At 42.5% G+C, this 13,728-nt stretch carries 9 protein-coding genes; all 9 read right to left on the reverse strand.

Annotated features, from left to right (window positions below; translation table 11 throughout):
- Nucleotides 1-140: 140 nt before the first annotated feature.
- The 9 genes from J8L84_RS02590 to J8L84_RS02630 all read right to left on the reverse strand — a co-directional run bounded on the left by J8L84_RS02590 (nt 141) and on the right by J8L84_RS02630 (nt 13,551).
- The gene (locus J8L84_RS02590) at nt 141-1,571 is read right to left on the reverse strand and encodes an aldehyde dehydrogenase family protein (RefSeq protein ID WP_211069334.1); all 1,431 of its coding nucleotides are present in this window, start codon (nt 1,569-1,571) and stop codon (nt 141-143) included.
- Nucleotides 1,568-2,719 (reverse strand): mandelate racemase/muconate lactonizing enzyme family protein, encoded by a 1,152-nt coding sequence (locus J8L84_RS02595; RefSeq protein ID WP_211069335.1) that lies wholly within the window; start codon nt 2,717-2,719, stop codon nt 1,568-1,570. Before J8L84_RS02595 ends, J8L84_RS02590 begins: the two co-directional genes overlap by 4 nt.
- Nucleotides 2,720-3,056: 337 nt before the next feature.
- Nucleotides 3,057-5,645: an Ig-like domain-containing protein gene (locus J8L84_RS02600; protein WP_211069336.1), complete on the reverse strand. Its 2,589-nt coding sequence runs from the start codon at nt 5,643-5,645 to the stop codon at nt 3,057-3,059.
- 174 nt (nt 5,646-5,819) lie between these two features.
- Nucleotides 5,820-7,262 (reverse strand): sulfatase-like hydrolase/transferase, encoded by a 1,443-nt coding sequence (locus tag J8L84_RS02605; RefSeq protein ID WP_211069337.1) that lies wholly within the window; start codon nt 7,260-7,262, stop codon nt 5,820-5,822.
- A complete protein-coding gene (locus J8L84_RS02610; protein WP_211069338.1) occupies nt 7,243-8,832 on the reverse strand; it encodes a sulfatase-like hydrolase/transferase in 1,590 nt (529 codons plus the stop codon). The genes J8L84_RS02605 and J8L84_RS02610 overlap by 20 nt, the downstream gene beginning before the upstream one ends.
- A 417-nt stretch (nt 8,833-9,249) precedes the next feature.
- On the reverse strand, nt 9,250-9,999 hold the full coding sequence (locus tag J8L84_RS02615; RefSeq protein WP_211069339.1) for a FadR/GntR family transcriptional regulator: 750 nt from the start codon (nt 9,997-9,999) through the stop codon (nt 9,250-9,252).
- Nucleotides 10,000-10,417: 418 nt separating this feature from the next.
- On the reverse strand, nt 10,418-11,047 hold the full coding sequence (locus J8L84_RS02620; RefSeq protein WP_211069340.1) for a 2-dehydro-3-deoxy-6-phosphogalactonate aldolase: 630 nt from the start codon (nt 11,045-11,047) through the stop codon (nt 10,418-10,420).
- A complete protein-coding gene (locus J8L84_RS02625; protein ID WP_211069341.1) occupies nt 11,037-11,945 on the reverse strand; it encodes a 2-dehydro-3-deoxygalactonokinase in 909 nt (302 codons plus the stop codon). The genes J8L84_RS02620 and J8L84_RS02625 overlap by 11 nt, the downstream gene beginning before the upstream one ends.
- Entirely contained in the window at nt 11,938-13,551 is a 1,614-nt protein-coding gene (locus J8L84_RS02630; RefSeq protein ID WP_211069342.1) for an MFS transporter, read from the reverse strand. Before J8L84_RS02630 ends, J8L84_RS02625 begins: the two co-directional genes overlap by 8 nt.
- Between the last annotated feature and the right edge of the window lie 177 nt (nt 13,552-13,728).

A 13,728-nucleotide genomic window follows, 5' to 3' on the forward strand; every position in this document is an offset into this window, starting at 1 on the left:
GTCAATACCGATGGTAACGCCGATGTGTACTTCGTGTTTAACCGATAGCATAAAAAAACCTCCTAGATAGGAGGTTTGTTTTTATTAGAAGTGAGTTAAATACTGCCTAGGATAAAAGCTAACTAAGCAGAACCCTAAAATTACTCCATTAGCATTGATACACGCTTAGTCGTGTAGAACTCTTGCAAGCTGTACTTCGAGCAGTCTTTGCCTACACCACTTTGCTTTAGGCCACCGTGAGGTAGCTGAACAGAGTAATGCGCTTCGTTAATGCACACACTCCCAGCCTGAATCCCTCTAGCTGCGCTAAATGCTCTGCTTAAATTAGTTGTATATACGTATGCAGCTAACCCAAACTCCGTATCATTAGCTTTAGCGATAATATCGTCGGCATCTGAGAAAGGAATAATAGAGAGCACTGGACCGAACACTTCGGTGCGAGCCACTTCCATCTCTTCGTTCACATTAGCAAGAATGGTCGGTTCCAAATAGAAACCGGCAGTTCTACCAACAGGTATCCCGCCACCTAATGCTATTTCAGCGCCATCCTTAACCGCGTCTTCAATGAGCTTTAGAATACGCCCACGTTCTTTTTCACTGCTTAATGGCCCCATAAGACGCTCAGCGTCATCACCTGTACCTAATTCAATACCACTAGCGTGAGTTACGGCCTTATCAATAAACTCGGCTACGCAAGACTCGTGAACAAAACAACGGTTTGGCGATACGCAAACTTGACCTGAATTTCCATACTTAAGATTTACAATATCAGTTACTGCTTTATCTAGGTCTGCATCGTCATAAACGACAACAGGCGCATTACCACCTAATTCTACCGAAAAGTGTTTTACACTAGTGCATGCGGTTTTCATTGCATTAACACCAGCTCGGGTAGAACCAATCATAGTGAATAATGCTGTGGTATCGCTTGTTAGCAGTGGATTCGTATTATCGTAGTTGTTGCTAGTGATGATATTGATAACGCCTGCTGGAAAGCCTACTTGGTGAGCAAGCTCGGCACACTTAAGTGTCGCAAGTGGCGTTACCTGTGATGGCTTGATGATACAGCTACAGCCAGACGCAAGAGACGGTGCTAATTTGTAACCTAAGTTAAGCAGCGGGAAATTCCACGCTAGATAACCTACCACTACACCTAGCGACTGACGCTGGACAAAATGGTGAAAACGCTCGTCTGGATCTACAATAACTGGCTGCTCGATACGCTTCGCTTCTTCAACGAAAAAGCGTAAGCAATTCGTTAGCATGCCGAAATCATATTCAGCATTATCACGAGGCTTACCTGTTTCCTCAATAAGTATTGCAATGATATCTTCGGCGTTAGCTTCAAGAAGCGTTGCATATTCAAGAATAAGTTCTGCACGTTGAGCAAGCGGTGTATTTGCCCATTGCTTAAAACCCTCATTTGCGTAGTCTAATGTCTTCACAACTTGAGACTCTGAAATGTCTGGCACTTGAGCAATCAACTCACCCGTTGATGGGTTGAATACGGGGAAAGTTTTATCTGCGCCTGTTAACTCGCCATTAACTAGCATATTAAACGTGTGGTTCATTTTGTCTCCGTTTCGCAAAACACGTAAGGTTTCATTGCGTCTAAATTGATTTCTACACCCAACCCATTTCCAGAAGGCACATGAGCATCACCATTTTCAACAACCACTTTTTGAGAAAATATGTCGTCACGTAAAGGATTTTCAGTGCGATCGTACTCTAAGAAAAGCGGCTTTTCTTCCGCTCTACCAGGTTCGTGATAAGCGGTTGCCAAAAAGTGACAAGCACTGGCCAAGTTAAACTGCGTGCCCCAGACATGAGGGATCATATTCAGCCCTTGTGAAGAGGCTAAGGTTCTTATTTTTAATGCTTCGCTTGGCCCACCACAATAACCTAAATCGGCCTGCACTAAATGTACGCCACCAGCGCTGAGTAATTTTTGAAAACCAAAGCGGGTTTGTTCGCACTCACCTGTGGCGATGGGCGTTAAACACTTATCACTTAATTGTCTGAACTGGCCTGCATGCTCAGGCGATAACGGCTCTTCAAACCACGCATAATTGCACTCGTCTAACACTTGCCCTACTTTTACAGCTTCGCTTAAATCAAACGCATGATTTGAATCTGCCGCTAAAATGGTGTTGGGAAAACGCGCTCGCATGGCGCGAATAAAGGCAATATCAAAGTCTGGATTTTTACCCACTTTAATTTTTAGCGCTTTATACCCTTCATCTACGTAGCCTTGCGCCTCATCAAGTAAATGGGGTAAAAGTTTGTCTTCTGGTAAGTCGATATAATACATACCCGTTGCGTAACAAGGCACTGTGTCACGGCACTTTCCCCCCATAAGCGTACTAACACTCTGGCCTAACGCTTTACCTTTTAAGTCCCAAAGTGCCATGTCAATACCTGACATAGCAGCGGTCATAACGCCTGCTCTTGCGAAGTCCAGTGAAGCTCGCCACATAAAATGCCACAAGGCATCGGTAGAAAGAGCTTCATGCCCAATTATACGAGGAGCGTAGAACTTCTCTACGGCCGCCTGAATGACGTCTGCTGGGCCATAACATTCCCCCCAACCGCTTACGCCATTGTCAGCAATAACTTGAACAACAAGCACATTCCGCTGATCATAAAACCATTGAGAAAACCCAAAAGGCTGCTCCAGATGACACCGCAGATGATACGTTTTGATACATTCAATTTTCATTTTTAGACTCAACTTTCAAGACAGCCGTCAGTGGTATCTTCAATACAATATCGTGTAATATAACAAATATAAACATATGATGTTTGCATTTCAACCATATTCACAGCCTTTTAACAAAAAAACTAAAAATTCACTTAGGAACCAACGTTGCATCGCTATTTCGAACAAAATGCAATCAAAAAGGCTTATCAAGAAAGCTCACGGAATCGTTACTGTAAAAAAATAGGGATGTTGGCAGATAGCAAAGATGCTTTCTGTCTGAAGATAAAGGGAAAGGCGTGTAGAGAAAGCCTGAACCTTATGAATGGCGCAGGCTTTTATTATACCTAGCGAACTATTAATCCACTTTTATTGTTACGCTATCGGTTTTTCCTTTATTCTTTGTTTTAACAGTAATCACCGCCTCACCTTTATTTCGTGCTGTCACCACACCAAGAGCGTTAACTGTTGCTACCGCTAAATTACTACTGGAATAAGTCACTGATTTGTTTGAAGCACATACTGGTGCAACTACCGTATTTAAATTGGCTGTTTGACCAACGTGTACACGATTATCGTCTATGGATAACATCACCCCCGCCACACTCACCCAGCCACCATCACACGAAACGGCATCTGAAGGAGTAACAGTTATCACCGTGGCATCTGTAAAGCCGCCATCATTCGTTTTAGTGGTTATTCTGACGCTCCCTTCACCAACAGCGGTAACTAAACCAGCATTATTTACCACTGCTATTAACGGGTTACTTGTGTTAAAAGTCACTGTTTTATCATGTGCATTGCTTGGACTTGTAGTCGCCGTTAGCAATATCGTTTCACCAACAATTAATTCATCTCTGGCTGGATTGGTGCTTACGCCGGTTACGTTCACAGGCTCTGAAGAATTTCCTCCGTTACTCTCTTTAGATACAACGATATCATCAGCGTATGCCTGAACGCCTTTTTGACCATTCCAAAAGAAAATTTTAGCCTTGGTGTTAGACTCACCAGTGGTAAAAGTTGTGCTTAGCTGCTGGTAAGAGAGGCGCTTAAATCTAAGGCTTTTTTCATTACCACCATATTCTTTTACGCCCAGCCTTACTTTTTCTGTCAACGAAGAAGCCTTACCATAACCCGATAGGGTGTATGTGGTATTTGGCTGAACATCGATAATTTGAACTAATGCGCCTGTACCATCTATATAGCCAGCGTTGCTACCACGCTTTGCATTGTTATTGACAATATCGACATTCCCCCAACTATTAGTCCACGAAGTGGCGAGATTGTTTTGTTCAAAACTGCTGTTAAATACCAAATTTTCAAGCGAGTCCCCGCCAGAGTTATCTGTATTTACCGTAACGGAAACCACGTCAGCAAATCGTCCATCAACCGTCTCGACGTCAATACTCGTGGTACCTTTTGAATAGCCCGTAAGTACACCGTTACTATCCACATCAACAATAGACGAATCGGTTGAAGACCAAGTCAGTTGCTTATTGGAAGCATTGCTCGGTTGTACTGAAGCTGCCAACTGCAAAGATTCACCAACATTGATTACCCTGCTATTACTCCCCGTAATACTCACCCCAGAAACAGCGACACCTGCGGTACTGCCTGACACAATGTTGATATTATTAATCGCATTTTGTAGAAATATATCGCTGCCGTTGGAAGACTTAAATACGGGCGCTAATGCGTAATAATGACCCACGGGTAACTCGGCTGCTGGCATGACGCCGCTTAAATCCAAAGATATGGTTGTTTGTCCTGAATATTTCTTGTTATCGTTGACAACACTAGCATCATTGGCTGATGCGACAATTCCTACGAACCCTTGCGCATTCTTTTCCACTAAGTTAACAGTTATACCGTTATACTTGTCTGACACTACGTGGAAATTGCTCCCACCGTGATAGTTAACCACCACGTCTAACGTGCTGCCAGAGCGGTAGTTCGTTGTAGTATATTTATCTACATCATCTACCCAAATTGATGGCAATACTTCCCATGTTTTTACATACTCAACTTGCATAGTCGCATCTTCAGGAAAGCCCTCTTTTATAATATTGTCAGGGTTTGGATCGGCTCGTTGACAAGCAGAGTTATATTTAATTAAGTGACGACGTAGACCTTGAGAGAAAATCAAATGCATGGGCCTATGCCACCATTTGTTGACTTTCTCTCCCACTTTTACACCATCCACATACCAGATGATTTTGTCAGGACGATTTTCTACTGCATAAGTATGAAAGTCTTTTGACGGATCAAATGGCGCTTCATAGTGCAGCAACTGAGCATCAGGGTTTGGCTTGGGTCGTTTCCAAACTATTTTTCCATTCTCTTCAACTCGGGCGTGAAGATTATGGTCCATATCATTAACTTCGTCGAAGTCGGTCGGACTGCGCCAATCGGCTTGCTGTAATTCGACAATATCTATCTCGCTATAATCGACATACTGCTCTCCCTGAACACGGGGGAATGGGTGGCCGTCGCTGTATAGCCAAAAAGCAGGGCTTAATCCGGGGAAAATGTTTACACCTTTAATAGAAGCTTCGTAGAAACCATAGGTTCCTTCCACTGTAGAGCGTACAGCACCAGACTTATAATAAAGCTCTCTTTGAACAGTCTGAGATGGACCTCCAGCAACACCGTCCCAACAGCTGTCTTGAAATGACCTAGTATGCGTTTCCTGTGTAGAAGCAATTTTTAATCTGCCATTCTCTACAAAAGCATTGTCATTATCGAATGTCCAAGCGCCTACATTTAAACTGGCAGGCGCATTTTGCCACTTACCATTGTTAAAGCCATTTTCAAAATCATCTGTTTGCGCCCCCAGCTCCTTAAACCTTATTTCTCCCGCATTCATTCCCGTTGGTCTGACAACTTCCGCATTCACTTGAGTGCCAATGGCAATGACTGCGGATACAAATAAAAATTTAGTCTTCATTTTGTGTCCTAATAGTTTGATGAAAGAAGTAGGGCAAGACATTTGTTATATGTATTATTTAGATAAACATATCATGTTTGATAACATTATGTGAATTAATTGTTATAATATTAATAAAAAAAACCGACATCATATGACGTCGGTTTTTTGTGATTGGCGAAGCAACGTTAATTGTTAATCTAGCGCAAAGGTTTCGCCGTAGCGCGGCATATCCTCGCTACGCCATTCGTCGCCTTCTTTATGGATGTGAAACCATTGTGGCGGTTTGTTTGACCATGCCCAATGTCCTGCATCTTTAATCATGTCAGCAAGAAGCTTTGGGTGCTGTTTACTTAAATCTATTGTTTCACCCATATCTTCAGCAACATTAAACAACTTCCAGCCATCTGTGGTGGTAGTGCGAACGGCTTTAAAATCGTCACGACGAACAGAAACATCATGCCCTCCTTTTCGATGTCGCATAATAAACAAGCTGGCGCCTTCGCGGGCACTCGTGTTATCTACGATATGCGGAAGAACGTTTTTACCATCAAGTTTTTTACCAGAAGGAATATCACTATGGGCAAGGGCTAGGAACGTAGGGTAATAATCTAAAGTTGAAATAGGCGCATTGTACTGACGACCGCCTATTAACCCCTTAGGCCAATGGAAAAACATAGGAACGCGATGGCCGCCTTCTCTTGCACTGCCTTTCCCTTCTTGCAAGGGTAGGTTTACCCCGCCCCATTTGCGTTTGCCACCATTATCACTCACAAAAACAATGAGTGTATTGTTAAATTGGTCACTCTTTTTAAGCGTATCGACCACTTCGGCAATACCGCGGTCAACTGCGTAAACCATTGCCAAATAAGTACGACGTTTTTTATCTTTAACATGCGAAAAGAGTGCGAGGTCTTCTTCTTTCGCCTCTAATGGCACGTGAGGCGCATTGTAAGCTAAATATAAAAAGAACGGCTGCTGCTTGTTCTCACTTGCTCTGTTAATAAAGCTAACCGCTTCTCGAGTAAATGCATCGGTAAGATACTCAGTTTCTCTTACTTCTTCGGTATTTCGCATCAAGGGAGTTATGTAATCGTTAATGCGTTTAAGGCCGGAAGTTTTCGCAATTTCATATTGGGCGCGGTACTGCTCTGGAAAAAATTTGTGACCACCGCCCAAAAAACCGTAAAACTCATCAAAGCCTCGGCTATTCGGTTGATAAGGTTTTTCCTCACCCAAATGCCATTTTCCAATAGCGCCGGTATGGTAGCCAACTTGCTGAAGCGCTTTACTAATAAACATCTCATTAGTATCGATGCCAATGGTAGAACCATCTACTGGAAGGTTAAAATCTGCACCAATTTTATGGGGGTAGCGTCCTGTCATGAGTGCAGTTCGACTAGGCCCACAAAAAGGATGAGCAACATAGCCGGAACTAAAGCGCACCCCTTCGGTAGCAAGCATGTCTAAATTAGGAGTTTTAACGTCATTATCAAAACCGTGATAGCCAACGTCCGCATAACCTTGATCATCGGTTATGATAACCAAAATATTGGGCCTCTCCGCCTCTGTCGCTACAGCAGGCACAGCTGATAAAAAACTAAGCGCCGCTATTAACTTAATGGCTTGTTTTTTCATTACGAGTGTCCTTTGAATAATGTTTGGCGTGGTATTCTAGTTTTGTGAGCGCTGGGTCTTCAGTTCGTTTAAGCTCAGACATGAGCAGCTTAAGCATGTCCCCTCGAACACCCGCATAATTTTTATTTTCAATAAGATTAGTTACTTCTCCTGGGTCTTTCTCAAGATCGTACAATTCATCTAAATCCTCACCTGGATTCCAAACCAATTTATATTCAGGAGTACGAATTGCGCGAATACCAAACCAGGAGCCGTTGTACCACTCGTAAGCATAGAGCGCTTTATCTACTTGCCCCTCCTCTGCTATATCACCTTTTAACATCAAGGGCATTAAGCTGTGGCCGTCGTAGTCTTTGTCAGCATCTAAGCGCATCATTTCAGTCAATGTAGGGGTAACATCAATGAGCGACACTTGGCGGCGAACAACCCGAGGTGCTATGTCAGGATCTTTAATGAGAAGCGGCATACGCATTAGCTCGTCATAGGCATAGGGACCTTTGTCATATAGCGTATGCTCTCCTAGCATAGAGCCCTGATCACCAAACAAAACGATATGTAGATCTTCATAAATCCCTTCATCTTTTGCTTGTTGAATAAGGTCTCCCACAATGCGGTCTACCATAGCGATAGCGCCATAATAGTGAGCGCGCGCTTTACGCCAATCTATGCCACGCATATGCCCAACATCATGCCAGGGCCACCAGATCTCCCCCTGTGCCATGGGTTTATTAACACGTTCAGCAAGATGATTAGCCGGTAATTTTAGTTCATGGGGGTTAAACATACTGGCATATGGCTCGGGAACCCGATAAGCGGGATGTGGCTGATTAAAGCTGATTACACCAAAAAAAGGCCGTTCATCTCTCGCCATTTGGCTAAGCATTTTTTTACCCGCAACGACTTTTTTATAGGCTTCAGTATCTTCATATGAACCAGCAAGCGTTTTGTAATATTCATGCTTCTCGCTATTGGCGTCTAGGTTACCTTCATAATAGCCCTTTACTTGTTGTACCTTGTTGATGGGCGTGTAAACTCGAGAATAGCGTTGTCGTGGTTCATGACCATGTGAGAGGTCAATTTCAGCGCCTCGCAGTGCCGTACCTTGAGCACCTAAATGCCACTTTCCAACGTGGCCGACAAGATAACCTGCCTCAGATGCTTTCTTGATCAAACCGCCTTCTTTCAAATCTAGCTCAGCTAAACGCGTGTGGTACAGTTCTACATTGTCATCAAGACCTGTTTTATGCCCCCATTTTCCAGTGTAAAAAGCTGCCCTTGATGGTGAGCATAATCCAGTGGTAGACATTGCATTGTCAAAGCGTGTACTTTCGGCCGCTAATGCATCAATATTTGGTGTGCTAACAGGCCCCCCTCGATAAGAAAAAGTATCGAATCGCATATCATCAAACATTAGAATAAGAATATTTGCGGGACTTTCTTCCTTTTCCTTATTTGTATTTTTATCTTTTCCGACGCTGTCGGAAGCAATTGACCATTGGCTTATGGTAATGAGCAAAACACCCACAAACTTTGTTAATAACCGCCAACTAAAAAATTGTGTTAATGGCATAGAATTCCCCCTTCTACTACTCATAAAAATGTTGAAGTTCCCTTTTTAATACCCGCTCATAAATGCGTGTGGGTTATCGCTTGTAGCACTGCTTTTGCATCTTAATCACGTTAAAATCGGCTAAACCACTTTTCGCTACGTTTCCCGAAAACACGGTTTGTACGGCAAATATAAAGTTCAATCGCGAGATGGTATAATCAATTTAAACATATTATGTTTAAATGTAAATAGACAAACCTTTCCGTTAACACAAAATGTACAATGACAAGTGAAAACATTGACTTGAAAACTGAGTACGAAAAGGAGAATAAAGAAAGGGGGGGGATGAAATTTAGAAACGCATATCACTGGCTATTCAAGAACGAAGACCAGCATTGTCAGGGCAACACGCTGGCCTTAGTAAAAATGAGAGGTGAATTACTCCTCTCTAAAATCGTTACCAAATGCTTCTTTTAGTCTTCTGATAGCATCGTTGAGTAGTTTTTCAGTAAGTACTTCGGCTCCGTCACCGTCGCCCTTTGCGATAATTTCATATAAATCTCGATGAAATTTAACTGAATCACTGTTTTTCCGGGGATCTTGATTAGTAATTCGCACACTTACCAGCAATGCCGAATAAATCATACCTTCCATAGACGTTAGAAATTCATTTTGTGCAGCACGTAATACCGCTTGATGAAACAGTGCATCAGCTACAATAAATTTTTCTAAAGAGCCGGATTCTTGTTCCATGCGAACAACGGCTTCCTCAATTTCCTTCAAGGCTTCCGGGTTGGCGCGTTCGGCGGCCCAGCGGGCTGCTTTAGGTTCGAACGCAAGCCTTACATCCATAAGTTGGCTGATAAAATGCTGATTAGGTGGTGCCGTGATATGCCATGCTAAGACATCATCATCTAATAGCGTCCACTCGCTGCGAGGGCGTACTTTTGTACCTATACCTCTTCTTACATCTAAGAGCCCTTTACCTACTAGAATTTTCACCGCGTCGCGAATAACAACACGGCTAACTTGATAGCGTTCTGCTAGGGAGTTTTCTTCTTCTAGTAGCGTGCCTGGCTCTAAAGAGCCTGCAACAACTCGACGACCAATCTCTTTCGCAACCTGAACCGACAAGCTCGGCGTCATTTTAGCGGCGCGTTTTAGGTCGTAATAAACTAATTCATTCATTTAATTGAATCCGGTTACATTAAACATATGACAAATTCAATCATAACACTTTACATTGAATCACGCTATTAAGCTTAAACTACAAGACAAGTAAGCCACCATAGCTTAACGCATTTTATGTCAACAATTAAAAACCTAGTGTGCTAGTTATAACAGTATCGTAAATTCATAAAAAACCAAAACTAAAACCACTTAGTATCTGGTGAATTATGTCTGGCCTAGGTAGATGTAAACAAGTATTCATACTCTGGCGATAAAAGTAAAAGGTAGTTGTTTCCAGGGAAGTATGGACATATCGACAATGAAACAGGCATAACACTCTCAACTTACAACAAAATTCATCTTTACACCGTTATACCTAAATTTACATCTGCCTAGTAAGCCAAGACATTTTTTAAAAAACGCTCACAAGGCTAATCTACTTACACGTAGAAAACACCTTAACAAAAGCCTTCGCGCGTTCACTTATCTCGTTTATTGACATTGATGGGGAATACAACTGTGATCCCAATCCAAACCCTTTAGCGCCCTTATTTAAAAAAGGAGCCATTGCCTCTGATGTAGCGTCAATGCCCCCTACAGGATACAAATTGATGTGTTTTGGCAACACACTTTTAATAGTACTCATGCCCGCTACACCAACCATGCTAATAGGAAATAATTTAAGGTTTGTTGCTCCGGCATGAACCGCATTAAATGCCTCGGTTGGGGTTACCACGCCTGGGTAAGTAATACACCCTGCCCCAACAGACATTTTTATAACATCTGTGTTGCAGTTAGGGGTTACGACGAGGTTTGCGCCTGTAGCCAAAACGTCTTCCGCTAAATCTATTCTGGTGACGGTTCCAGCCCCTAGTTCGAACTCTTTTGTTCCATACTCTGACACTAATAACGAAATACTTTCAATGGCCCTGGGACTATTCAATGGTATTTCAATTTTAGTAAAGCCAGCGGCAACCAGAACCTCAGACACCTCCAAAATAGATTCTGGGGTTATCCCACGCAAAATCGCGATTAGCGGCAAATCAACTCGGGTTTCAACGACCATGACTTAACTCCTTAACTATTCGAGACATGCCATGTAGAAAGCACGTATTTCCTGAAAATGTGTGAGTTTCTATATCAAATTGACGTGCAGCTAATTCGTAACGTTGACACAAAGCTTCACCTCCCACCAAATAGATGTTTGGCCGCTTAATACTTTGCAGTTCGTTTCCGATAAGAATACCTGAGAGGTAATCAGCAATTTCATTATCATTAAGTTCTCCGAATAATCGAAGCGCACGTGCGGAAAAAATATCATTTAGTAAGGTACCAGCTGCCGCTTTTTTTACCCCTTTGAGGAAAGCATCTACATTCACTTCTTTTCCTGCAGGTGAGGGTGGCTTAACAGAGGAGTATTGGCTCAATAAAGCGTAAAGTTCACCAGTGAAATACGTAGAAAAATGACTTATGGCACCATTCTCTATAAAAACATGTTTGCTATGGGTACCAGGAAGTACCACTTGCGTATTCTCCGACTGATTGAACAGTGACAAACCAAAGATTTGTACTTCTTCTCCTCGCATCACATCACAAAAAAGCGCAGAGGTACGATAGCTTACTCCCGGTAAAATGTACGCCTGAGCCCCCCAAGGAAGTTGAAAGAGCAGCGCATTCTTCGCAATATCAGATACGGTTGCTTTTGCCTTCACATAGGGCACATTGAACCATCCAGATGCGGAACCAACCATGCCAGCCATAACAACAGTCTTGTGCTGATAGTCTGACGTCATTTCTTTTAACTTCTGTTCCAACGCCTCAGCAAACTCTGCATGCTTTATTTGCAATACACCTAACGGTGCTTCTATTGTGCTTACTAGCGAACCTTCGCTATCAAGCCCAAATAGGCGAAAATTACTCGTTCCCCAATCAACAACAAATGTCGCTATGTTTTGACTACGCATTTCTGTTCTTTTGCTCCATCGTTGTGTTCTTTGTTAGTTCAACTTCAAGTGCTTCAATTGTTTTTCCTTTGGTTTCTGGAAGGTAGCGATACATAAGAATTAGCCCAAATGCGCCGATGCCGGCGTAAAGCAAAAATATGTTAGCCACGCCCATATTATCGAGTTGCCACGGGAAAAATTGCTGAATTGACCAAGAGGAAATGGTTTGAACCAACGCAGCGAATGGCAAAGCTACGCTACGCACTTTATTAGGGAATATTTCAGAAAAGATAACCCACATAATTGGGCCGATAGATAAATTAAAAGCCGCTAGAAATGCGAAAATACCAAATAAAACAAGGACCGCATTAACATTACTAATTGTTTTTTCGATAATTACTCCACTTACCAACGGCAGTGTTTTCTTATCAAATTGCTTAGCGAGTTCTGTCTTTAATGCCACATCCGAACTAAAACGCTTTCCAGAAAAAGGAGCAAGCAAAGCTATCGAAATCTCTTTTTCTTCAAAATGGGCTGTTAATTCTTCCATAGCGCTGTCGTTGAATTCGTAGGAGGCCTGTTTAAACCCAATGTAGGTAGACCCATGCGCAACAACAACCAGAGCAAGGCCCGCTAGCGTGAGTGTTCGTCTTCCCAACTTTTCTACAAACCCGATCGCTACCAGGGTAGCAACCAAACCCACAACCCCAGTGGTAATGGTTTGCATAAAGGTATTTTCAACGCTCATTCCCACTTGCTCAAATACCATGGGAGCAAAAAATAATACGGCGTTCATGCCTGTTGCACCTTGCACTACCGCATAAACCACAGCAATGAAGACAACGAAACGCAACTTTGCACTAAACAGTGTTTTAAGCTGAGAGAAAGTATCTAAGTCGGTATTGTTTTCCAACGATACCTTTACACCCGTTAGCAACGCTTGCGCACTGCCCTTAGAGGCGATCATTTCGAATACAGAAAGCGCTTCACCGTCCCTTCCCTTTTTCGCTAGCCACCGAGGCGACTCAGGAATACAAAAAATAAGTGCTATCCAAATGGCGTTGGCAAATAGTTCTGCGCCAAGCATTACACGCCATATATTTTCTTCGGTAAGCCAAGAGGAAGTAGGCAATGCTTTAACTAAGAAGTAATTAATAACAAAAGCACACAGCAAACCTAAACCAATCATAAATTGGTTAATTGATACAAACTTTCCTCGCTTTTCTGCTGGTGCAATTTCTCCTATGTACATCGCAGAAACGGTAATGGATGCAAAAGCGACTCCACCAATGAATCGCCCTACAAAAAGCATTTCATAGCTAAGCGCAAATGCAGAAACCACAGAGGAAAGAGAGTATGTACAGCCAATCGCAAGCAAAACGGTTGCTCTACCAAATTTTTCACAGAAGGTGCCGGTGAAAAATAGTGCTAAAATAACACCAAGAAGTGCACCTCCCACTAATGTCCCTTGCTGAATTGAATCTAATTCAAATTCCGCACTTACGAAACGTAGTGCCCCAGAAATGTTCGCGGCATCTAAACCAAAAATAAAGCCACCAAAAGCGGCAACAAGGGCGAAGAACGTAACGTTCATGTTTGCAGAGTTAAATTTAACGAGTTGTCGCATAACTTCACATTTAATATACTACCAATATAAACATATTATGTTTAATGTGAAGATTATTCAACCCTTAATCAACATTTGGTTAACGGTTGGGATGATATTCGCTGAGTTAACTTCAACGCAACAGCACGTTAGTTGATTCTTCTACATGAATCCGATTAATTTAACGAAGTAAATTAA

It is taken from the genome of Alteromonas sp. MMG017 (genome assembly GCF_018100795.1).
Lineage (GTDB): Bacteria > Pseudomonadota > Gammaproteobacteria > Enterobacterales > Alteromonadaceae > Alteromonas.